Consider the following 22,706-nt stretch of genomic DNA (forward strand, 5'->3'; position numbering starts at 1 on the left):
GTCACAGGAGGTGCCACGGGTTGAGCAGCAATGACATCATTGTTAGTTTGGACATCGGTACATCCAAAGTTCGTGCTATTATTGGGGAAGTCGTTAACGGCGCCATTAATATAATTGGAGTTGGATCTGCCGACTCGCAGGGAATTCGCAAAGGAGCGATCGTGGATATCGATCAAACGGTCCAGTCGATCCGGAGCGCAGTGGATCATGCCGAGCGAATGGTCGGAGTGCAAATATCGGAAGTGTACGTTGGAATTTCCGGCAATCATATTGCGCTGCAATCGAGTCACGGGGTCGTAGCGGTATCGAATGAAGACCGCGAAATCGGCGACGACGACATCGAACGGGTCATTCAGGCGGCGAAAGTGATTCCTTTGGCTCCCGAACGCGAGATTATCGGCGTTGTGCCAAACCAATACGTAGTTGACGGAACGGATCAGATTCACGATCCCCGGAGCATGATCGGAGTTAGACTGGAAGTTGAAGCGACCATCGTTACCGGTACGAAAACGGCGATACATAATTTGCTCCGTGTCGTGGAGAAATCCGGACTCAAGGTAGCCGGACTTATACTGATGTCACTGGCCGCAGGCCATCTGGCTTTGTCCAAAGACGAAAAGGCTGTCGGAACCGTACTGGTCGATATCGGTGCGGGCGCTACGACGATCGCCATTTTTAACGAGAACAATCTGGTTGCTACATCGACGCTTCCGATCGGCGGCGAGTTCATTACGAACGATATCGCTTACGGCTTGCGGACGCAAGCGGACATCGCTGAGAAGATCAAGCTGAAATTCGGATGCGCCGTTGTAGAGCATGCAGCGCCTGATCAAGTGTTCAAGGTTAACCGGATCGGCAGCAATACGGATAAGGAATTTTCGCAGGTCGATCTGGCGAATATCATCGAGCCCCGGGTACAAGAAATATTTCATCTGATCCTCTTGGAAGTTCAGCGGCTTGGCTTCACCGATCTGCCGGGCGGTTATGTGCTTTCCGGTGGTACGGTTTCGCTGCCCGGCGTGTTGAATGTCGCCCAAGTGGAGCTGGCTTCTTCCGTTCGTATTGCCGTTCCCGAGTTTATCGGCGTGCGAGACCCTGCTTTCACGAGCGGCGTAGGAATTATCCAGTACGCCTCCAAATATTTGCGGCATGCCAAACAAGGCTCCGGCGTCAAGAAGCTCGTCACGACGAAAAAAGCGTCTTCCGGTCAAGAGCAAAAGCCCTCGGCCATGGAACGTTTCAAAAATTGGTTAAGCGAATTTATTTAAACTCGGGTAGCTTGCATGATGAAAGCCTAATGAGGGGGAAGACGCTAGTATGTTTGAATTTGATATGGACATGGAAGGGTTTGCCAAAATAAAAGTAATCGGCTGTGGCGGAGGCGGAAGCAACGCTGTCAACCGGATGATTGACACTGGCGTGAGAGGGGTCGAATTTATAACGGTCAACACCGACGCGCAAGCTCTGCATCTCGCCAAATCGGAGATGAAACTGCAAATCGGGGACAAGCTCACACGCGGTCTCGGAGCCGGCGCCAATCCCGATGTCGGCAAGAAGGCGGCCGAGGAATCCCGCGAGTTAATCGCCAATGCCCTCAAAGGTTCCGACCTCGTCTTTGTTACCGCAGGTATGGGCGGTGGCACAGGGACAGGCGCTGCGCCGGTTATTGCCGAAATCGCAAAAGAATGCGGTGCGCTGACCGTCGGCGTCGTGACGCGTCCGTTCCGTTTTGAAGGATTGAAGCGTGCTCGACAAGCGGAGCAAGGTATTGCCGCACTCAAGGAAAAAGTCGATACGCTCATTATTATTCCGAACGACCGTTTGCTTGAGATCGTCGACAAGAAAACGCCGATGCTGGAAGCGTTTCTTGCGGCGGACAACGTTTTGCGTCAAGGGGTCCAAGGGGTTTCCGACCTGATCGCCGTTCCCGGTTTGATCAACTTGGACTTTGCCGACGTAAAGACCATCATGACCGAGCGTGGCTCGGCTTTAATGGGGATTGGGCACGCTTCAGGCGAAAACCGTGCGGCGGAAGCGGCCAAGAAAGCGATCAGCTCCCCGTTGCTTGAAACGTCGATTGACGGAGCGCGCGGCGTGCTGCTGAACATCACGGGCGGCAACAACCTGTCGCTCTACGAGGTCAACGAAGCAGCCGATATCGTCGCCGATGCAGCCGACCCGGAAGTCAATATGATCTTCGGTGCGGTGATTGACGAAAGCTTGAAAGACGAGATTCAGGTGACCGTTATCGCCACCGGCTTCGAACATCGCGAAGTAGTATCACCAGCCAAGAAACCGTCAGCAACCGGTACAACGGCGTCCACCAACCAATCGCAGGAGCCTGTGGACAACCGTCTTGGCAACCTCCGTCCATTCGGAGGCCAATCGTCGAACGACCAGCTCGACATTCCGGCGTTCCTTCGCAACCGCAACCGCAACGGCTTCGATAAGTAATGAACTAATCCATATTGTTACTATATTGTTTAATGCACAGTCGCCTCTATCCCTAGAGGCGGCTGTTTTTTATTTGACGTTTATTTCGCCTTCTCCCGTCTCGAGAGGCATCCTATCTACTCCTCCCTTGGTTGGGAGAAGTGAGTCCTCGCCAGATCAGCTTGTGTGGCGGAGAGCAGCGTATGTGCCGTAGAGTTTACGTGCCGCCTTTGAACTTGGGTTCTTACCGAAAGGTAAGTTGAATAAAACCCGAGTTCAACAGCGGCCGAAGGCACATACGACTGCTCGCAGCCACACGACTGCTGATCAAGTTTCAACTCTCTCCCTCCATCAACTCCGCTCCCTCAAATTCACTCTTCCCAACCCCCTCCTCTCGACAAAAATAGTACCGCCCCCTCGGCATGTTTAGACAGACTTTGGAATACGATTGGGATATACTTGTCTCATTCGCGGCAAGCGGGTGGCAAGCTGGGCGGGAGGTAACGAAGATGGTCGTGTACATCGATGTCATATTCCTCATGAACGTGCTGATCGACGGTGCGCTGCTCTGGACGACGGCCTGGTCGCGCAAGCTCCGTTACCGCCCGTGGCGGTTGGGGCTCTCTGCAGCCATCGGAGGCAGCTATGCGGTGATGCTGTTTTTTCCGCCGTTATCGTTTCTGTTTACGGTTTCGCTAAAATTTGCGCTTTCTCTGCTGATGCTGCTGACCGCCTTCGGATTTGGGGGATTGCAGCATTTTTTGCGGAACCTTGGCGCATTTTACGTCATCAATTTTATGGCAGCCGGTGCCGTCTTCGGGTGCGCCTACTTCTGGCAATCCTCCAGCGAAATCGTCAATGGCATCTTGTTCAGCCACGATCTGGGGGTCACGCTGACGATGCTAGCTTTTTCCTTCCCATTGGCGTTATGGCTATGCCGGCACGTCCTGCAAGCCTTGAGACGCAAGCAGGAACTGACCTCGTTTTTGGCCAAGGTGGAGGTCCATATCGACGAATTTGCCTCCAGCTGCACCGGACTTATCGATACGGGCAACCAACTGTACGATCCGCTGACGAAAACGCCGGTCATGGTCATGGAAGCGGGACAGTGGGGGGAGCGCATTCCCGAAGCTTGGCTGGTCAAAATCCGCCGTGCCGAAGTGGACCAACTCGTGACGTCGATCGGTACCGAGCCCTTTGTCTGGCAGGACCGCTTGCGCTTGGTGCCGTATCGGGGGGTGAACCGGAATACGCAGTTTATGCTGGCGCTCAAGCCGGACCGGGTCGTCATCACAACGGGAAGCGAGCAGATCGAGGCGAACAAAGTGCTGATCGGACTGGACGGCGGGCGCCTCAGCTCGGACAACGCTTATCAGGCTATCATTCATCCGTCGCTAGTCAACTTGTAACAACAGCGGGACCCGATATCCGACGCCTGGCTTGCCGCAGCTCAAGGCCGTGCTTGTAAGGGAGACCGAAGCTTGACCGCAAGAAAGCTGTTTTCACGACTGGGGATGTCCGGCGAAAAAAATGGTATGAATGGGAGGAAGCGTAAACATGATGGTCAAGTGGAAGCTGATGCTGCAAATTATGTATTTTCGCCTGCTGCTGGTGCTGGGGCTCAAATCGGACGAAATCTACTACATCGGTGGAAGCGAAGCGCTGCCGCCCCCGCTCACACGCGAAGAGGAAGAATATTTACTGGAAAAGCTTCCTTCAGGAGATGCGGCCATCCGTGGCATGCTGATCGAACGAAATCTGCGGCTCGTCGTTTACATCGCGCGTAAATTCGAGAACACAGGCATCAATATCGAAGACCTCGTATCGATCGGCGCAATCGGCTTGATCAAAGCGGTCAATACGTTCGATCCCGAGAAAAAAATCAAGCTCGCCACGTACGCCTCGCGCTGCATTGAGAACGAAATTTTGATGTATTTGCGGCGTAACAGTAAAATTCGCACCGAAGTTTCGTTCGACGAGCCGCTCAATATCGATTGGGACGGTAACGAGCTTTTGCTGTCGGATGTGCTTGGGACGGAAAACGACACCATCTACCGCAATATCGAGGAGCAGGTCGACCGCAAGCTTCTCCATAAGGCGCTTGACAAGCTGTCGGAGCGCGAACGGATCATCATGGAGCTGCGCTTCGGTCTGCAGGACGGTGAAGAGAAGACGCAAAAGGACGTCGCGGACATGCTCGGCATCTCCCAGTCGTATATATCGCGGCTTGAAAAGCGCATCATCAAACGGCTCCGCAAAGAGTTCAACAAGATGGTGTAAACTGGAAAAAGTTTTTTTCGTGGGCGATGAAAGCGAAACCGCCCTTGCGGGAACTGGATTTGAACGATTTTTAGAGAGCGGTGCGGCCGTTTGAGAGCCCGCCAAGACCGCATAAAAAAGCATTCCGAGGAGATAATTAACAGTAATGTTTCTCCTTGGGAGGTAATCACGGTGACCCGAAACAAAGTCGAAATATGCGGCGTCGATACGGCAAAGCTACCGGTTTTGACCAATGCGGAAATGCGTGAACTATTCGTGGATCTGCAGACGAATAACGAACGATCTGCAAGAGAGAAATTAGTCAACGGCAACCTCCGGCTCGTGCTGAGCGTCATTCAGCGGTTCAACAACCGGGGGGAATTTGTCGACGACCTGTTCCAAGTAGGCTGTATCGGACTGATGAAAGCCATTGATAATTTCGATTTAAGCCAGAACGTCAAGTTTTCCACCTATGCGGTTCCGATGATTATTGGAGAGATCCGCCGTTACCTTCGGGACAACAACCCGATCCGTGTGTCCCGCTCCTTGCGCGATATCGCTTATAAGGCGCTTCAGGTGCGCGATCAGCTGACGAATCAAAATTCGCGGGAGCCCACCATTTACGAAATTTCGGAAGCGCTCGGCGTGCCGAAGGAAGATGTCGTGTTTGCACTCGATGCCATACAAGACCCGGTGTCGCTTTTCGAACCGATCTATCATGACGGCGGTGATCCGATCTATGTGATGGACCAGATCAGCGACGACCGGAACAAAGACGTATCTTGGATCGAAGGCATTGCCCTCCGGGAAGCGATGCGAAAGCTGAACGACCGCGAGAAAATGATTTTGTCCATGCGATTTTTCGACGGTAAGACCCAGATGGAAGTAGCCGACGAGATCGGCATTTCCCAAGCGCAAGTATCCCGGCTCGAGAAATCGGCCATATCCCAGATGCAGAAGCATGTGAAAAACTGACGGGAGCTTGCCCGACCTGCGAAGATCCGACCGACTCGCTACAATGCAGCGGGCGCGGTCTTTTTTTATAGATATAGAATTTATAAGTTATCAGCGGAGCTGATTGAATTCTATATCGCAAGAAAAGCTTCCGTTAAAACACGAATGTATCTTCCTCGAAAAGGCTTCGATAAAAAGCTTTTTTTATAGACTGGAAAGGACATTTTGCCCAAGTTGCTCATATAGTATAAAAAAGGGCATTTGCGGAACCGATTTTTTTGGTTTTGAAACGTCTATTGGCGAGTTGGTCGTAGAGTGAAAAGTGATCCGCGGCGAGTTTTTTTCAGGCTGTGTTTGAGCCGAAGCGGATTACCTTTCACTCGCAGACGTGTCGCCAATGAGGCTTCCAAAATCGTTCTGCAATATGCCTTCCCCGGTGGTGACAGCGTGAAAATATCCGATTTCCAAACCAAAGACGTGATCAATATCGTCGACGGCAAAAAGCTGGGCCAAATCAGCGACTTGGAGCTCGATCTCCGGCAAGGACGCATCGAGGCGATCGTCGTCCCGAATTCCTCCCGTTTCTTCGGATTGTTCGGCGGCGGAACCGATGTGATTATCCCTTGGAGCAACATCGTCAAAATCGGCATGGACGTCGTCCTGGTCAAGCTGGAGGATGTTCGGGCTTTCCGGCAGCAGGAGCCGGCCGATAACGTGTATGAGTACAACCGTCAGTCCCGCGGATAGGGCAAGCGAAGACAGGCGTGCATTCACCCGGACGAACAAGGGTGTTCTTTTTTTTCGCTTCGTGTATACTGAGTAGTAAAAAGACGGGAGGCGGACCCATGGAGCCTTTTGTAATCCGACAAGCCGAAAACGGCTGTGAACTGCTTATGCTGGAGCGTTTCATGAACGCCTGTCCGGCCGTGACGGCCGGTTTTACGACAAGACGCGGCGGGGTTAGCCGCGAAGCGTTCGGCAGCTTGAACTGCGGGCTTCACGTGGAGGATGTACCCGCTGATGTGGTTGCGAACCGGAATTTGCTGGCCGAATCGCTCGAGCTGCCGTTCGAATCGTGCACATACGCGGAGCAGGTTCACGGGAAGGAAATTCAGGTTGTCGGTAAAGGGCAGCGCGGTGCGGGCAACGATTCTCGGGAGAAGGCGCTGCAGGGCAAAGATGGATTCGTCACGAACGAACCGGGGGTCTTTTTGCACGCGTTGTTTGCGGACTGTGTGCCGCTGTATTTTTATGATCCGGTCCGCAAGGCGGTAGGATTGGCGCATGCAGGGTGGAAGGGGACCGCATTGCAAATCGCCAAGGCGACGCTGGAGACGATGAGCGCGGCATACGGCACCAAGCCACGGGACGTGAAGGCTGCCATCGGCCCTTCTATCGGCGCATGCTGCTACGAGGTGGACGATGCCGTTATTGCGCGAATGGACAAGGTGCTGGAGCAGGTTGCACCGGGTAGCGGCGCCGACGAATCCGGCCGTTCGCCGTTCTACGAAAAACAGCCTAACGGCAAATACAAGTTGAACTTGCAACAAATAAACCGACAAATTATGATAAAAGCAGGAATTATGCCGTCTCATATCGAAATAAGTGGTTTATGCACAAGCTGCCGTACCGACTTGTTTTTCTCGCACCGCAAAGAAGGCGGAAAAACCGGTAGAATGGCGGCATGGATCGGACTGCGGGAATAGAGGCTGGGGGACTCCGGCTTGATAACACCGGGGACCGCCCCATAGCCAGGCAGGCCGAAAGCGAGGTGAATTGACGTTATGACTGTAGAGCTGAAGGAACGAATCGAAGAAGTCCGCAAGCGTATTGCCGCGGCGTGCGCCCGCGCGGGACGTAGCCCCGAGGAGGTGCGCGTCATCGCCGTGACCAAGTACGTTTCGCTCGAAACGACAGGACAAGCGCTGAGGAGCGGATTGACAGATGTCGGCGAGAACCGCTGGCAGGATGCCGCTGCCAAATGGGAAGCATTCGGCAGTGAAGGCGTGTGGCATTTCATCGGACATCTGCAAACGAACAAAGTAAAGGACGTCGTCGGACGATTCGCGTATATTCATTCGCTGGACAGGCTGTCGCTGGCCAAAGAGATCGAGAAGAAGGCGTCGGCGCTCGGAATCGAGGTTCCGTGCTTTATTCAGCTGAACGTGTCGGGGGAAGAGACGAAATACGGTTTGGAGCCCGGCGGGCTGCTTGATTTTGCGGCGGAGCTGCGGAGCATGAAGCATATCCGTGTGGCCGGTCTGATGACTATGGCGCCTTATGAAGCGGAGCCCGAGGCGACCCGCCCGGTGTTTCGCGGCTTGCGCGAATGGCGGGACCGTCTGAACCGGGAAACCGTGCTCGATTATGAAGTGACGGGCTTGTCGATGGGAATGTCAAACGATTTTGAAGTAGCCATTGAAGAAGGAGCGACTTGGGTGCGTCTTGGTTCGGTCTTGGTGGGTAAAGAGTGACAGAGATGAAACTCCGAGGAGGAAAGGATATGGGCGTAATGAATAAATTCATGAACTTTCTGGGCTTGCAGGAAGAAGAAGAAGTCGTGGAGCGCGAGCGCGTCGTAGAGCATCATGAAGAAGCTGAAACCCCGGCGCAGGAATTGCGTAAAAATAAGGGGAACATCGTCAGCATCCATTCGCAAAAAAACGTGCGGGTCATCTTGAACGAGCCACGGTCTTACGAGGAAACCCAGGAAATTGCCGACCATTTGCGCTCACGCCGGCCTGTCGTCGTCAATCTGCACCGGGTCCGGCCGGATCAGGCTACGCGGATCGTCGACTTCCTGAGCGGTACCGTGTATGCGCTCAGCGGTTCCATCTCGAAGATCGGACCGAACATTTTTTTGTGCACTCCGGATACCGTGGAAATTCACGGCTCGATTTCGGAAATGATGCACCATAACGAAGAATAGCGTATATAGAAAGAACGAGGTGAACGGCTTGTACTACATTGAAGACTACATTCGCACTTTGATTCAGATTTATCAGTACGTGCTCATCGCCTACGTTCTGCTCTCCTGGCTGCCGAGCGCGCGAGAAAGCTTTATTGGGGAAATACTGGGGAAGCTGTGTGAGCCGTATTTGTCCGTATTCCGCCGGTTCATTCCTCCGATCGGCGGGATGATCGATATTTCCCCAATTATCGCGCTGATTGCGCTTCGTTTCGTAGGGGAAGGAATCGTTGCGGTTCTCCGTTTCATTATTCCCTAGTTTAAAATTGCAGGAGACTTAAACCGATGATGCAGGAACAACTATATGCCCACTTCCATCCGGACGAACACCGCTTTGTCGATAAGGCGGCGGAATGGGTGGAGCGGGCCGAGCAGCATACGGTCAAGCTGACCGATTTTTTGGACCCGCGGCAGATTTTCATCCTGACCACGCTTGCCAATCGGAACCCGGACGTGCATGTGCGATTCGACGGCGGCCATCCGGGTGCGGAACGGAAGCGGGCATTGGTCGCTCCGGATTATCGCGTGCTGGACGATGAAGAGATGGGGATCAGCCTCATTGAAATTACTTCCGAGGACGAGAAGCTGAAGGAGCTGGACCACGGCGATTTCATGGGAGCGATCCTCGGACTTGGTATCAAGCGCGATAAAATCGGCGATATTTATGTGCGGGAAGATGGCTGTCATTTTCTCGTGGCTTCGGAAATTGCCGATTATATCCGGCTCAATCTGAGTCAGGTGCACCGGCTGCACGTGCGGACAGAGCAGTTGCCGCTGAATAAGCTCAAGGCGACGGAAACGAAGCTGGACGAAATGTTCTTATCGGTCGCTTCGCTTCGTCTGGATGGCATCGTCAGCGACGTATACCGGCTGAGCCGGGCCAAAGTGCTTGTTCCGATTAAAGCCGGGCGTTGCAAAGTGAACTGGAAGCAGGAAGAAGATCCGAGTAAGCCGCTAAAGCAGGGGGACGTCGTATCGCTTCAAGGGTTCGGGCGCTTCAAGGTGCTGGAAGTCGAAGGAGTAACCAAAAAAGGGAGATACCGTTTAAAAATCGGCAAATATGCGTGAACGCCGATTTTTTTTGTTTGCCGATGCAGGAATATGCCAGCAACTGTCGAATATAGGATTACGCATGCGCGGACAACATAGGATCATAGTTTTTTTGCCAAATTTGCAGGAGGTGCAGCAATGGCTTTAACACCGCTCGATATACATAACAAGGAGTTCAGCCGCTCGTTTCGGGGATATGACGAAGATCAAGTGAACGAATTTCTGGATCAGGTCATTAAAGATTACGAATCGCTGATCCGTGAAAATAAAGAGCTGCAAAATCAGTTGGCCGCGATTCAAGAGCGTCTGGACCATTTTGCCAATATCGAAGAAACGCTTAGCAAAACGATCATCATCGCGCAGGAAGCGGCTGATGAAGTGAAAAATAACTCGAAAAAAGAAGCGCAGCTGATTATTAAAGAAGCGGAGAAGAACGCCGACCGCATCATTAACGAATCGCTGACCAAAGCGCGTAAAGTGTCGGTAGAAATCGAGGAGCTGAAAAAGCAGGCGTCGATCTACCGGACCCGGTTCCGCACGCTTATCGAGGCGCAGCTCGAGCTGCTCAGCAAGGAAGATTGGAACTCGCTCGACCGGATGGAGATCGAGCAGCCTTGATTGGCCCAAGTTGACGTGGAGGCTCATTTCCGCTATACTCCCTGTATAAGTTAACATGAATGAAAGCGATGACTGGGACGAGTACTTGACGTCCAGCGGAGGCCAGCGAGCCGGGGGGAATGGTGCGAGCCCGGACTTCGGCGGTCAAGGAATATCCCCCAGGAGCATCTCTTGAACCTCGTTCCGGAAGTAAAGAGCATCGGCTGATCCCGTTATCGATCATGGAGCGAAGACTTCGAGCCGGGCAGCGGCCGTGAACGTCACGGACGATTGCTTCGACGATCGTGGTCTTAAACAGGGTGGTACCGCGAGACTTCTCGTCCCTTAGGGATGCGAGGTCTTTTTTTGTTGTAAATTCAGTTAGGAGTGAGACATTCGATGGATTATGGAAAAACGCTAAACCTGCTGCAAACGGACTTTCCGATGCGCGGCAACCTTCCGCAGGCTGAACCGAAAATGCAGCAGCATTGGGACGAGACGGACATTTACCGTCAAGTGCAGGAGAGCCGCAAGGGCAAACCGAAGTTTGTATTGCACGACGGACCTCCGTATGCGAACGGCGACATTCATATCGGCCACGCGCTAAACAAAATTTTAAAGGACATTATCGTCCGTTTCAAAACAATGCAGGGCTACGATGCACCTTATGTGCCAGGCTGGGATACGCACGGTTTGCCGATCGAGCAGGCCATTACCAACAGCGGCAAAGTCGACCGGAAAAAAATGAGCGTGCCGGAATTCCGCGACTATTGCAAAGATTACGCTTTGCAGTGGGTGGAGAGGCAAAAAGCGCAGTTCAAGCGTCTCGGTATCCGCGGCGATTGGGATCGCCCGTATATTACGCTGCTGCCTGAATACGAAGCACAGCAAATCCGCGTTTTCGGCGGGATGGTGACGAAAGGCTATATCTACAAAGGATTGAAGCCGGTTTACTGGTCGCCTTCTTCGGAAAGCGCGCTGGCGGAAGCCGAGATCGAATACCGCGACAAGACATCGGCTTCGATTTACGTCGCTTTCGACGTACAGGACGGCAAAGGCAAGCTGCCTGCGGACGCAGCCATCGTCATCTGGACGACGACGCCTTGGACGATACCGGCGAACCTTGGGATCAGCGTCCATCCGGATTTCGACTACGTTCTGGTGGAAACGGGAGGCCGGAAGTTCGTGCTGGCGCAAGGACTGCTCGAAGCGGCGTCGAAGGAAATCGGCTGGACTGATGTGAACGTTCTGCAGACGTTCAAGGGCAGTGAGATTGAGCATGTGCTCTGCCGCCATCCGTTCTACGATCGGACATCGCTTGTGATGACGGGCGAGCACGTGACGCTGGAAGCCGGTACGGGCTGCGTACACACCGCTCCGGGACACGGGGAAGACGACTTCGTGATCGGGCAAAAATACGGTCTCGGCGTCTTGTGTCCGGTGGATGACCAAGGGCATATGACAGCGGAAGCGCCGGGCTTTGAAGGGCTGTTTTACGATAAAGCGAACAAGGCGATTACGGAAAAGCTTCAGGAAAGCGGCCACCTGCTGAAAATGAGTTTTATTCAGCACCAATATCCGCATGACTGGCGGACGAAGAAGCCGGTCATTTTCCGCGCAACTGAGCAGTGGTTCGCATCGGTCGATAAATTCCGCCAAGCGATGCTGGACGAAATCAAGCGCGTGAAGTGGACGCCGGAGTGGGGCGAGATTCGACTTCATAACATGATCGCCGACCGCGGCGACTGGTGTATTTCCCGTCAGCGGGCATGGGGCGTGCCGATTCCGATCTTTTACTGCCGCAGCTGTAATGAGCCGCTGGTCAACGAGACGACGATCGAGCATGTCGCTTCGATTTTTGAAAAGGAAGGCTCCAACGCGTGGTTCCTGCGTGACGAGAAGGAATTGCTCCCGGCGGGTACCGTTTGTCCGAAATGCGGTCACGACCATTTCCGCAAAGAAACGGATATTATGGACGTATGGTTCGATTCCGGCTCCAGCCATTCGGCGGTGCTCGAAACGCGCGAAGAGCTGCAATGGCCGGCCGATCTGTATCTGGAAGGCTCGGACCAATACCGCGGGTGGTATAACTCGTCGTTAATTACCGGCGTGGCAGTCAAAGGACAATCGCCGTACAAAGGCATTTTGAGCCACGGCTTTACACTGGACGGCGAAGGACGCAAAATGTCCAAATCGCTCGGTAACACGATCGATCCGAACCAGATGTGCAACAAGCTGGGCGCCGATATTTTGCGCTTGTGGGTGTCTTCGACCGATTTCCAGGCAGATCAGCGCATCTCGGACAACATTTTGAACCAGATTGCCGAAAGCTACCGGAAAATCCGCAATACGCTGCGCTTTTTGCTCGGCAACCTGTCGGATTTCGATCCGGCCAAAGACCGCGTAGGCGTAGAACAAATGAGTGAATTGGACCGGTTCGCGCTGCTGCGTCTGCACCGGATGACGGATCGAGTCATCAAGGCGTACGACAACTACGATTTCCACGTGGTGTATCAGACCGTAAACCATTTCTGCGCGGTCGATATGAGCGCGTTCTATCTGGATATTTTGAAAGACCGGCTGTATGCCAGCCTTCCGTCCGATCCGGCCCGCAGAGCGGCGCAAACCGTATTATACGATGCGCTGACGGCAATAACTAAATTGATTGCTCCGATTTTGCCGCATACGGCTGACGAGGTATGGAAATACATTCCGGGTACGACGCTGCCGAGCGTACAGCTCGCTGAGCTGCCGACGATCGATACAAGCTTGTTCGATGCGAATCTGGAACAAAAATGGGAAAAATTCAGCGGTGTGCGCGACGATGTGCTGAAAGCGCTGGAGGAAGCTCGGAAAGAAAAGCTGATCGGCAATTCGCTCAGCGCCTCGGTTCATCTGTACCCGAGTACGGAGACGTACGAGCTGCTTGGCGGCTTCGACCGATTGGATCTGTTGTTTATCGTTTCCGCGGTGAAAGTGCATAATCCGGAGGAGACAGCACCTGAGGGAGCTCAAGCGTTCAAGGGGCTTGACGTAAAAGTCGCTGTGGCCGATGGGGAGAAGTGCGAACGCTGCTGGATCGTTACGCCTGAGGTCGGTCATGACTCCGAGCATCCGACGTTGTGCAAACGCTGCTCGGGAGTGCTGAAAGCCGGCGCTGCAGGCTAATGGGTTAGCGAGCCATCCATGGGAAGCGAAGGGAGCTTCCCATGGAAAGGCTCGTGATTTGTACCCTGGGAGGGTTGCGCGATAGAACAGACGACGGAAAAGAACGATCAGGAAAAATTGCTTGAGCATGTACACAAAAAAGTAACCGACATTGCCGCGAACATCGAACGGACGCAAATTGCCGACTACGTTCTGCTCATGAACAGCCCGATTCGCCTGATTTGGACCAACCTGCTTGCCGGGATTTCACGCGGCGTAGGCATTGCGATCGGTTTTACCATATTCGCTTCGACCATCCTGTATCTGCTCCAGGCGCTTAACGTGTTGAACTTGCCTATAATCGGGAATTATATTGCCGATATTGTCAAACATGTGCAGTTCCAATTGGAAGGAAAAAGGACCTTCTAGCACAGCCTACGAAAACCGGTCTTCGGCCTCTTCCTCGGGTTCGAGCAAGCCGTCTCCTTCGCCGCTGCGCATATAGTGTCGGTACGCTTTATTACGGACAACCGTGACTTGACGGCCGAACATGTCGGTGGCCAGGAAGCTTTCGATCGGTTCGACGTACCCTTCGGATTCGTCGGCTTCGATCTGCATCTCGTTGTAGCTGTCGGATTCGTTCGGATCGTCGGCCATCGCCGGCGTATTGGACGTTCCCCAGCTTTCGACGATTTGCCAGGCGTCTTCGCCGTCGAACTGCGTCTGCCCCTCGCGTTCGTCAAGACTTGTTCTTCCGAACGGCGGGTCAAGAAATTTTTCTTCCGCGGGCCGGCGTTGGGACATATCGGGGTCGGGTACATGTTCTACGCAGTAGGCGGTTGTAGGGAGGGCTTCCAGCCGCTCGGGCGGAATCGGCTGCCCGCATACCCGGCAAATGCCGTAATCCCCCGATTCCATGCGAGTCAATGCCTCGTTGATGTCGGTAAGCTGGTGCTCGGCATTTTCGTGAAGGGCGATATCTTTTCCGCGTTCGTACATCTCGGTGCCCAAATCGCCGGGATGGTTGTCATAGTTGGAAAGCTCTCCGGTCTGGACGCGCATGGAATCGCCGAGTCCCATATGCTCACGTGATTCCAAGTGCCGCTCCAGCCACTGCTTTTCTTCCGTCAGCTTGGCTTTGAGCGCTTGCAGCTGCTGCCCGGTAAGCGGACCGGGGGAACCGGATTCGAACGGAAGGTTTGTCAAGAAAAGCGCCTCCTTTTGATTAAAGCAAGCATGTATCGTTATGTTTCGCGCCGCCCGTTGTTTTTAGCTAGGTAAATGTATGCAGGTTGTCAGCAAGCCCAATAAGGAGTTGTTATTTTGAGATATTACATTTACGCGTTTATCGTTCTCCTGTTGGACCAGGCTACCAAATGGCTTATTGTAAGCCGGTTGGAGCGGGGGGAATCGCGATCGGTCATCGGCGATTTTTTCCAAATCACCTCTCACCGGAACACTGGAGCCGCTTTTGGTATTTTGCCAAATCAGCGGTGGTTTTTCCTGGTCATTACGGTTTTTGTAGTGGTTGGGGTCATCTGGTATTTGCAGAAGATGCGAAAAGAAGGAAAAAAGCTGCTGCCTTTTGCTCTGAGCTTGCTGCTTGGAGGGGCGTTTGGCAATTTTATCGACCGTGCGCTGTTTGGCGAAGTTGTGGATTTTCTCGATTTTCACTTCCGTTTCAATTTCTTCGGCATCCCGGTGAACTACCCGTTCCCGATCTTTAACGTTGCCGATTCCGCCATCGTCGTCGGGGTCGCCTTGATCTTCGTTGATTCGCTGATCAGCTGGCGTCAGGAAGCGAAACAAAATGCCGCCAACAAGCTGGAAAGCGGGGACTCGCAATCATGAATGTAACCGAGCAAGGATGGTCGGAGCAGGATCAGCGGTTCGAATGGACGGCCGAGCCGGAAGACGCCGGAGAACGAATCGATAAGTTCATTACGGAAGCGCTGGAGGAAGAAGTGTCCCGTACGCAAGTGCAGCAGTGGATCAAGGACGGTTGCGTGAAGGTCGGAGGCCGCGTGGTAAAGCCGAACTATAAGCTTTCTGAAGGGGACGCCATGACGCTGGTCATGCCCGAACCGGAAGAGCTGGTGCTTACGCCGGAACCGATTCCGCTGGACGTTGTGTATGAGGATTCGGACGTGATTGTCGTCAATAAGCCGCGGGGTATGGTCGTGCACCCGGCGCCCGGACATTACAGCGGAACGCTCGTCAATGCGCTTCTGTATCATTGCAAGGATTTGTCCGGCATTAACGGCATTATTCGGCCCGGCATTGTTCATCGCATCGATAAGGATACGTCGGGTCTGTTGATGGCCGCGAAAAACGATCTGGCTCATTCGGGGCTTGCCGCCCAATTGAAGGCGCATACGGTCAATCGCAAATATTTTGCCCTTGTGCATGGCAACGTTCCTCATGAGAACGGCACTGTCGATGCGCCGATCGGACGCGATCCGAAGGATCGGAAGCTGTATACTGTCACCGAACGGAACAGCAAGCATGCGGTCACGCATTTTCTCGTAGTGGAGAGGTTCGGCGATTACACGCTGCTGGAGCTGAAGCTGGAGACGGGACGCACACATCAGATTCGGGTGCATATGAAATTCATCGGACATCCGCTTGTGGGAGATCCGGCCTACGGTCCTTCCAAGAGCAAGGGGGTCCTGATGGAAGGACAAGCGCTTCACGCGGCCGTGCTCGGATTCGAGCATCCCCGCTCGGGAGCGGAGCTGCAGTTCGAAGCGCCGATTCCGGACGATATGCAGCGGCTTCTGGAAGTGCTGCGAACAAGGTAACAAGGTCAGGGACATGGGGGAACGTTATGGAACAGCTTGAGCGCTTGATTAATCCTAGTGTCAAGGAGATACAAATCTCCGGTATCCGAAAAATTTCCAATTTGGTTGCGAATTATAAAGACGCCCTCACGCTAACGATCGGCCAGCCTGATTTGCCGACGCCGGATCACATTATGCGTGCGGCCGAGCGGGCCATCGAAGAGCATCGGACGACCTATACGCCGAATCCGGGTCTACCGGAGCTCCGGAAGGCCGCAGCGGCGTTCCTCGAACGCAAATACGGGCTCAGCTATTCCGGGCTGGAGGAAGTGCTCGTTACCGTAGGCGCGAGTCAAGCGCTGGACATAACGCTTCGCACGATTTTGGAGCCGGGAAGCGAAGTGATCTTGCCGGGTCCGATCTATCCGGGCTATGAGCCGCTCATTCGTTTGTGCGGCGGCGTGCCGGTTTATGCGGATACCCGCGGCACTGGCTTCAAGCTGACGGCGGAAGTGTTGGAGCCATATCTGACCGAAAAGACTCGGTGCGTTATTTTGGCTTATCCGTCGAATCCGACCGGACGGGTGATGAGCGCGGAGGAGCTTGTCGATATCGCTCGGCTGCTCGAATCGCGCAAGCTGTTTGTCATTTCCGACGAAATCTACAGCGAGCTGATTTATGACGGACCTCATCGCTCTATTGCCGCGTTGTCGGGGATGCGGGAGCGTACTATCGTCATTAACGGATTGTCCAAGTCGCACTCGATGACGGGCTGGCGAATCGGCTTTACTTTTGCCCCGGCTTATTTGACGCAGCACATGGTTAAGGTTCACCAGTACAACGTCACCTGCGCAAGCTCCATCAGCCAGTATGCGGCCATCGAAGCGCTAACGGCGGGAGTCGACGATGCGCTGCCGATGAGAGCCGAGTATGTAAAACGGCGGGACTTCGTGTATGATCGGCTCGTCGAGATGGGCTTCGAGCTGGCGAAGCCGGAAGGAGCGTTTTATTTGTTTCCTTCGATTGAGCGCTTCGGCTTTTCTTCCATTGATTTTGCTATGAAGCTGCTGGAAGAACAGCGGGTGGCCGTTGTGCCGGGGGATGCGTTCTCCGCACTAGGGGAGGGCTATATCCGCTTATCGTACGCTTATTCGATGGACGTTTTAGAGCAGGCGATGGAGCGATTGAAAGTATTCGTAAGCCGCCTGTAGGAAAAATAAAAGCTTCTCATCCCGTTTCTCTGACAGAGACGTGATGAGAAGCTTTTTTGCTATTGTTGGCTTTTCCAAGTCAGGAAGCGGCTCATTAGGTCGATAGCCAAGTCGATGGCGCGTTCGTCCGGCTCCAGCTTCGCATGATGCAGTCCGTAAGGGGTTCCGACGCCAAGCCAGAACATGAACCCGGGAACCGCTTCGAGAAAATAACCGAAATCTTCCCCGGTCATCGCTTCGGTACATTCGATCAATTGAAGCGGCATCGAATGGTCCGTATCTCGAACCCAGTTCATAAATTGACCCGTTACGTCCGCCTCGTTAAACACCTGCCGGTAATTGGCCCCATAATCGATCTCGGCCTTGCAGGCGAAAGCCGTCTCCATTCCGGCGACGAGCGCCTCGATTCGGGACTTGACGAGCGACATCGTTTCAGCCGAAAGTGTCCGTATTGTTCCTTCCAGACGGGCTGTTTCGGCGATAATATTTTGCTTTGTGCCACCGTCAATTTTGCCGATGGTAATAACCGCCGAATCAAGAGGATTCACATTGCGGGAAATAACGGTTTGCAGTTGTCCAACAAGCTGACACGCGGCAATTACCATATCGTTCGCGTTGTGCGGGAAAGCCGCATGCCCGCCTTTACCCGTGAGGGTAATGAACAGCTCTGACGTATTGGCAAACAAGATGCCCGGCTTGGTAGCCACGGTGCCTACCGGATATTCCGGCGCGATATGCAAGGCGAAAATTTCATCGGGCATCCAGTCCCGAAGTTCTTCGCATTCCAGCATCGGCTTGGCACCTCCCGGGCCTTCTTCCGCGGGCTGAAAAATAAAGGTCAGATTATCGCGGATCGGCTGCTGTGCAAAATGAGTCAGGATACCGAGACCGATGGACATATGCAGGTCGTGTCCGCAGGCGTGCATAAAGCCGGGATGCTCCGAACGGAAGTCGTACCCGGTGTCTTCCGTTATCGGTAATGCGTCGATGTCGGCGCGGTAGCCGAACCGGCGCTTGGGCGCGGTTCCTTTTACATTCACGATAATGCCGGTTCGCCAAGTGCGGACTTCGAGCCGCTCCTGCGGCAAGGAGGCGATGTAATCGAGCAAATACCGCTGGGTTTTAAACTCTTGAAACCCAAGCTCGGGGATTTTATGCAAATCTCTGCGAATTTGTACAAAGCGGCTCGGGTTGACGGCTACGGACATGGTGCTGGTGCCTCCTTTGGTGAGGGAATGAAGAGAAAGGCCCGGCGTTTGATCGCCGAGCCTTGAATGCGCCGAATTACAGGTTGCGCAGGTCTTTCAAAATTTCCGTTTTCGACTTCGTTTTGTCGTCCACTTTTTTGATGACGCGGGCAGGGGTACCGGCAACGACGCTGAATTCCGGCACGTCTTCTACGACGACCGCGCCTGCGGCGACGACGGAACCTTGTCCGACGCGTACGCCTTCGAGAATAACGGCGTTAGCTCCGACGAGCACGTCGTCTTCGATCACGACCGGTTGAGCGGAAGGCGGCTCGATTACGCCTGCAAGGACGGCGCCCGCTCCGATGTGGCACATTTTGCCGACTTTCACGCGGCCGCCAAGAATGGCGTTCATATCGATCATCGTGCCTTCGCCGATGGAGACGCCGATGTTGATTACGGCTCCCATCATGATAATCGCGTTATCACCTATGCCGACCATGTCACGGATAATCGCGCCCGGTTCGATGCGGGCATTGATATTTTTGAGGTCCAGCAGCGGTACTGCGGAGTTGCGGCGGTCATTCTCGACGACATAGTCTTCGATTTTGCCGGCTTCCGCGTCCAGCACGCTTTTTACTTCCGCCCAATCGCCGAACAGCACGCCGCTTTTGCCGGAGATGAACGCTTGAATATTGTCTCCGAAGGAGATGGATTCCAGGTCGCCTTTAACATATACTTTAACCGGAGTTTTTTTCTTGCTTGTTTTAATGAGATTAATAACGTCTTCCGTATTCATTTCGATCGACATAAACGGGATTCCAGCTCCTTATGTAGTGATACCGTGAACGAAAACGGGCATGATCCGTTGTCCCGAAGATCACGAACTACATCTTTTATAGCATAAAACGCATGCCCTAGCAATCCTTGGCCGGTCGAATCGGATGTGATTCGAAGAGTATTGACATCGGGTGTCGAACATGGCATAATGCTTGTAACTGAATAGCACCTTTAAAATCAGTCCCGTGAGGCTGGCAAGGTGAACGACGAATCGAACGGTCCAAGCGGATGCGCCGACGGCATAGATGCCGGTGTGGTGTGTCTGTTCCGGTGTAACCTGTTCTGTTTCTGTGTGCGCAAACCTTGCCGATACGGCAAGGTTTTTTTATGGTCAAAATCGCGAAAGCTTTGGTGAAGGGGGTTGCCTGATCGATGGAGTCTGCTGAGCATGTGTTAATGGATGAAACCGCAATACGGCGGGCTTTGACGCGTATCGCCCATGAGATTTTGGAGAAAAACAAGGGCTTCGAAAACTGCATGTTAATCGGCATCCGGACACGGGGGATTTACCTTGCAAAGCGGGTGGCCGATCGAATCCGGGAGATTGAGGGCATACCTGCTCCCATCGGCGAAGTGGATGTGACCAAATACCGGGACGACCGAAGCGGCTTGCTGGAAGCGACCGTATCGGGAGCTCGGGAAGATGCGCCGGGAAGCGAGCAGGCAAACGATCGTCTGGAGGTTCACAACAAAAAGCTCATTTTGTTCGATGACGTGCTGTTCACGGGACGCACGGTAAGGGCAGCTATGGATGCCCTGATGGATCTCGGTCGGCCGCAAATGATTCAATTGGCGGTGTTGGTAGACCGAGGGCACAGGGAACTGCCAATCCGTCCGGATTTCGTAGGGAAGAACATTCCGACGTCCCGGCTCGAAAGCATCGAAGTACAGGTGAATGAAGTGGATGGGGTGGATCAAGTCGTCATCACAGGACAGAGGAGGCCAAACGAATGACACAGCTTCAAGTACAGTCGGAAAAACATTTGCTAGGCACCAAAGGACTTAGCGCCGGAGAGCTGAACGCGATCCTCGATCGTGCAGCCCATTGGGAACAGCATCCGGTAAAAGTGACGAACCAGCTGCAGGGGCGTTTTGTCGCCAACATGTTTTTTGAAAACAGCACAAGAACGCGATTCTCCTTCGAGGTTGCGGAGAAAAGGCTTGGAACGGAAGTGCTCAACTTCGCGGCAGCCGTCTCCAGCGTACAGAAGGGTGAATCGATCTACGATACGGTCCGAACGCTCGAATCGATGGGCATCGACGCCGGCGTCATCCGCATGAAGCCCAACGGGCTGCTGGCCGAGCTGGCGCAAAAAATCAAAGTCCCGCTGATCAACGCGGGTGACGGCAACAACGAGCATCCGACGCAGGCGCTGCTCGATCTATATACGATGCGCAAGCAGTTCGGCGAAATCCGCGGCCTTCATGTGGCGATCGTCGGAGACATCCAGCACAGTCGCGTGGCACGTTCGAACCTGTGGGCGCTGCAGACGCTTGGAGCCAAAGTAAGCTTCTGCGCGCCGCCGGTCATGCAGGCCGCCGAGCTTGCGGAGCATGCGCCTTACGTCTCGATCGACGAGGCGCTGAAAGCCGACGTGGTTATGATGCTGCGCGTGCAGCTTGAACGGCACGAAGGCTCGCTGTTCGGCTCGGCGGAGGAGTATCGTGCAGCCTACGGATTGACGGCAGAACGCGCCGCCCGCATGGCGCCGCACGCCGTGATCATGCATCCGGCTCCGTTCAACCGGAATGTGGAAATCGACGACGAGCTGGTGGAATGTGAGAAATCGAAAATTTTTACGCAAATGAGCCATGGCGTGCCGATCCGGATGGCGGTCATCGAGCGGGCGCTAAGCTAAACCGAATCCTAACCTACTACGAAGATGAAACGAGCGGAGGTTCCCATGGGAATTTGGATACTGAATGCCAGCCTGGCGGCTGGGGGCAATGAATTAAAGAAAAAGCACGTGTTCGCGAATGGCGAACGCATCGAGCAAATCGTCGACGCAGGGGAAGCATTGCCCGATACGGCCGGGCATACGGTTATCGACGCCCAAGGCAAGCTGCTGGCGCCCGGACTCATCGACATGCACGTACATCTGCGCGAACCGGGCTTCGAATATAAGGAAGATATCGCGTCGGGGACCCGTTCCGCAGCTCGCGGCGGTTTTACAGCGATCGCTTGCATGCCGAACACACGGCCGGTCATTGATACGGTGGAAACGGTGCAGTACGTGCTGAACAAAGCTCAAACCGAAGGCATCGTGCGCGTCCTGCCTTACGGCTGCATCACGAAAAACGAGCTTGGACGCGAGCTCACGGACTTCGATGCCTTGAAGGAAGCCGGAGTGATCGGCTACACGGATGACGGTGTCGGCGTGCAAAGCGCGCAAATGATGAAGGATGCAATGGCCAAAGCGGCCTCGATCGGTATGCCGGTTATTGCGCACTGCGAGGACAATACGCTGGTCGAAGGCGCTGCTGTTAGCGAAGGCGCATTTGCCCGCAAGCACGGACTGAAAGGGATTCCGAACGAATCCGAAGCGATTCATGTCGGCCGTGACATTCTGCTCGCCGAAGCGACAGGGGTTCACTACCATGTATGCCACGTTAGCACGGAACAGTCGGTTCGCCTTATCCGCCAAGCGAAGCAGATCGGCATTAAAGTAACCGCCGAAGTGTGCCCGCACCACTTGCTGCTGTCCGACGAAGACATCCCGGGGATGGATGCGAACTGGAAAATGAACCCGCCGCTGCGCACCCCGCGCGACGTGCAGGCCTGCATCGAGGGTCTAGTCGACGGCACGATCGACATCGTGGTCACCGACCACGCTCCGCACAGCGAGGAAGAGAAAGCGCGTGGCATGCAGCTTGCCCCGTTCGGCATCGTCGGCTTTGAGACGGCCTTCCCACTTTTGTACACGAAGTTCGTCGTTACGGGCCAATGGACGCTGGAGTTTCTGCTCGATAAAATGACCAAACTGCCGGCACAAGTATTCGGACTTACTTGGGGAACGATCGAGGTCGGCAAAACCGCCGATCTGACGCTGATCGACCTCGAAACGGAAAAGAAGGTCAACCCGGCGGAATTCCTCTCCAAGGGACGCAACACGCCGTTCACCGGCTGGAGCCTGAAAGGCTGGCCAACCTTAACCATCGTTGGCGGAAACGTCGTCTGGTCCGAGTAGGAAAAGGCGAGTAGACCTCAGCTGCGAGGGGAACCTACAGTTAGGGAAATAAAGGAACAGAGTTCCTTATTTTATAGAAACGATTTTGTTGT

The 22,706-nt window shown here is 54.1% G+C and carries 23 protein-coding genes and 1 other annotated feature; of the genes, 20 read left to right on the plus strand and 3 right to left on the minus strand.

Features of this window, described 5'->3' with window-relative positions:
* Positions 1 to 20: 20 nt before the first annotated feature.
* The 14 genes from ftsA to PEL01S_RS06685 all read left to right on the plus strand — a co-directional run bounded on the left by ftsA (position 21) and on the right by PEL01S_RS06685 (position 13,837).
* Entirely contained in the window at positions 21 to 1,268 is a 1,248-nt protein-coding gene (gene ftsA / locus PEL01S_RS06620; protein ID WP_063184239.1) for a cell division protein FtsA, read from the plus strand.
* Positions 1,269 to 1,317: 49 nt separating this feature from the next.
* Positions 1,318 to 2,454 carry a cell division protein FtsZ gene (gene ftsZ, locus PEL01S_RS06625; RefSeq protein ID WP_063184238.1) on the plus strand — a complete coding sequence of 379 codons (1,137 nt, stop codon included), beginning with the start codon at positions 1,318 to 1,320 and terminating at the stop codon, positions 2,452 to 2,454.
* 488 nt (positions 2,455 to 2,942) lie between these two features.
* Positions 2,943 to 3,842 carry a sigma-E processing peptidase SpoIIGA gene (gene spoIIGA, locus PEL01S_RS06630; protein ID WP_127459775.1) on the plus strand — a complete coding sequence of 300 codons (900 nt, stop codon included), beginning with the start codon at positions 2,943 to 2,945 and terminating at the stop codon, positions 3,840 to 3,842.
* 148 nt (positions 3,843 to 3,990) lie between these two features.
* On the plus strand, positions 3,991 to 4,713 hold the full coding sequence (sigE, locus tag PEL01S_RS06635; RefSeq protein ID WP_025853411.1) for an RNA polymerase sporulation sigma factor SigE: 723 nt from the start codon (positions 3,991 to 3,993) through the stop codon (positions 4,711 to 4,713).
* Positions 4,714 to 4,884: 171 nt separating this feature from the next.
* Positions 4,885 to 5,667: an RNA polymerase sporulation sigma factor SigG gene (gene sigG, locus PEL01S_RS06640; protein ID WP_010491950.1), complete on the plus strand. Its 783-nt coding sequence runs from the start codon at positions 4,885 to 4,887 to the stop codon at positions 5,665 to 5,667.
* Between the two features lie 426 nt (positions 5,668 to 6,093).
* Complete coding sequence (locus PEL01S_RS06645) at positions 6,094 to 6,393, plus strand: YlmC/YmxH family sporulation protein (RefSeq protein ID WP_010491952.1); 300 nt, start codon at positions 6,094 to 6,096, stop codon at positions 6,391 to 6,393.
* Between the two features lie 98 nt (positions 6,394 to 6,491).
* The gene (gene pgeF / locus PEL01S_RS06650; protein ID WP_127459776.1) at positions 6,492 to 7,352 is read left to right on the plus strand and encodes a peptidoglycan editing factor PgeF; all 861 of its coding nucleotides are present in this window, start codon (positions 6,492 to 6,494) and stop codon (positions 7,350 to 7,352) included.
* 78 nt (positions 7,353 to 7,430) lie between these two features.
* Positions 7,431 to 8,120, plus strand: a complete 690-nt coding sequence (locus tag PEL01S_RS06655; protein WP_127459777.1) for a YggS family pyridoxal phosphate-dependent enzyme — start codon at positions 7,431 to 7,433, stop codon at positions 8,118 to 8,120.
* A gap of 29 nt (positions 8,121 to 8,149) precedes the next feature.
* On the plus strand, positions 8,150 to 8,575 hold the full coding sequence (locus tag PEL01S_RS06660) for a cell division protein SepF (protein WP_010491957.1): 426 nt from the start codon (positions 8,150 to 8,152) through the stop codon (positions 8,573 to 8,575).
* A gap of 28 nt (positions 8,576 to 8,603) precedes the next feature.
* Positions 8,604 to 8,873: a YggT family protein gene (locus PEL01S_RS06665; protein WP_088832962.1), complete on the plus strand. Its 270-nt coding sequence runs from the start codon at positions 8,604 to 8,606 to the stop codon at positions 8,871 to 8,873.
* Positions 8,874 to 8,899: 26 nt separating this feature from the next.
* Positions 8,900 to 9,682, plus strand: a complete 783-nt coding sequence (locus tag PEL01S_RS06670) for a YlmH family RNA-binding protein (RefSeq protein ID WP_127459778.1) — start codon at positions 8,900 to 8,902, stop codon at positions 9,680 to 9,682.
* A 120-nt stretch (positions 9,683 to 9,802) separates the two neighbouring features.
* The gene (locus tag PEL01S_RS06675; protein WP_127459779.1) at positions 9,803 to 10,282 is read left to right on the plus strand and encodes a DivIVA domain-containing protein; all 480 of its coding nucleotides are present in this window, start codon (positions 9,803 to 9,805) and stop codon (positions 10,280 to 10,282) included.
* 59 nt (positions 10,283 to 10,341) lie between these two features.
* Positions 10,342 to 10,610, plus strand: a binding site (T-box leader).
* Between the two features lie 50 nt (positions 10,611 to 10,660).
* Positions 10,661 to 13,429, plus strand: coding sequence for an isoleucine--tRNA ligase (gene ileS, locus PEL01S_RS06680; RefSeq protein ID WP_127459780.1), 2,769 nt, complete (start codon positions 10,661 to 10,663; stop codon positions 13,427 to 13,429).
* Between the two features lie 81 nt (positions 13,430 to 13,510).
* A complete protein-coding gene (locus tag PEL01S_RS06685) occupies positions 13,511 to 13,837 on the plus strand; it encodes a DUF5665 domain-containing protein (RefSeq protein ID WP_063184232.1) in 327 nt (108 codons plus the stop codon).
* Between the two features lie 6 nt (positions 13,838 to 13,843).
* Here the strand turns inward: PEL01S_RS06685 and PEL01S_RS06690 are convergent, their stop codons facing one another.
* Positions 13,844 to 14,614 (minus strand): TraR/DksA C4-type zinc finger protein, encoded by a 771-nt coding sequence (locus PEL01S_RS06690; protein ID WP_174806909.1) that lies wholly within the window; start codon positions 14,612 to 14,614, stop codon positions 13,844 to 13,846.
* 117 nt (positions 14,615 to 14,731) lie between these two features.
* On the opposite strand from PEL01S_RS06690, the gene lspA reads away from it, so the two are divergent.
* From lspA to PEL01S_RS06705, 3 genes are read left to right on the plus strand one after another with little or no spacing between them, the layout of a single operon-like run.
* Positions 14,732 to 15,259 (plus strand): signal peptidase II, encoded by a 528-nt coding sequence (gene lspA, locus PEL01S_RS06695; protein WP_127459781.1) that lies wholly within the window; start codon positions 14,732 to 14,734, stop codon positions 15,257 to 15,259.
* On the plus strand, positions 15,256 to 16,209 hold the full coding sequence (locus PEL01S_RS06700) for an RluA family pseudouridine synthase (protein ID WP_127459782.1): 954 nt from the start codon (positions 15,256 to 15,258) through the stop codon (positions 16,207 to 16,209). Before lspA ends, PEL01S_RS06700 begins: the two co-directional genes overlap by 4 nt.
* Before the next feature lie 26 nt (positions 16,210 to 16,235).
* Positions 16,236 to 17,399 (plus strand): aminotransferase A, encoded by a 1,164-nt coding sequence (locus PEL01S_RS06705; protein WP_127459783.1) that lies wholly within the window; start codon positions 16,236 to 16,238, stop codon positions 17,397 to 17,399.
* A gap of 59 nt (positions 17,400 to 17,458) precedes the next feature.
* Here PEL01S_RS06705 and PEL01S_RS06710 read toward each other — a convergent pair whose 3' ends face one another.
* Together PEL01S_RS06710 and dapD are read right to left on the minus strand one after the other, a co-directional pair.
* The gene (locus PEL01S_RS06710) at positions 17,459 to 18,607 is read right to left on the minus strand and encodes an N-acetyldiaminopimelate deacetylase (RefSeq protein WP_063184228.1); all 1,149 of its coding nucleotides are present in this window, start codon (positions 18,605 to 18,607) and stop codon (positions 17,459 to 17,461) included.
* Positions 18,608 to 18,683: 76 nt separating this feature from the next.
* Entirely contained in the window at positions 18,684 to 19,397 is a 714-nt protein-coding gene (gene dapD, locus PEL01S_RS06715) for a 2,3,4,5-tetrahydropyridine-2,6-dicarboxylate N-acetyltransferase (RefSeq protein ID WP_010491968.1), read from the minus strand.
* A 401-nt stretch (positions 19,398 to 19,798) separates the two neighbouring features.
* Between dapD and pyrR the strand changes: the two genes are divergently transcribed.
* Genes pyrR through pyrC form a run of 3 tightly spaced genes read left to right on the plus strand, consistent with a single transcriptional unit; the run spans position 19,799 to position 22,614 of the window.
* On the plus strand, positions 19,799 to 20,380 hold the full coding sequence (pyrR, locus tag PEL01S_RS06720) for a bifunctional pyr operon transcriptional regulator/uracil phosphoribosyltransferase PyrR (RefSeq protein WP_063184227.1): 582 nt from the start codon (positions 19,799 to 19,801) through the stop codon (positions 20,378 to 20,380).
* On the plus strand, positions 20,377 to 21,285 hold the full coding sequence (locus PEL01S_RS06725; protein ID WP_063184226.1) for an aspartate carbamoyltransferase catalytic subunit: 909 nt from the start codon (positions 20,377 to 20,379) through the stop codon (positions 21,283 to 21,285). Before pyrR ends, PEL01S_RS06725 begins: the two co-directional genes overlap by 4 nt.
* A 45-nt stretch (positions 21,286 to 21,330) precedes the next feature.
* Positions 21,331 to 22,614: a dihydroorotase gene (gene pyrC, locus PEL01S_RS06730; protein WP_127459784.1), complete on the plus strand. Its 1,284-nt coding sequence runs from the start codon at positions 21,331 to 21,333 to the stop codon at positions 22,612 to 22,614.
* Positions 22,615 to 22,706: the final 92 nt, after the last annotated feature.

The sequence above is a fragment of the Paenibacillus elgii NBRC 100335 genome (genome assembly GCF_004000865.1).
GTDB classification, from domain to species: Bacteria; Bacillota; Bacilli; order Paenibacillales; family NBRC-103111; genus Paenibacillus_G; species Paenibacillus_G elgii.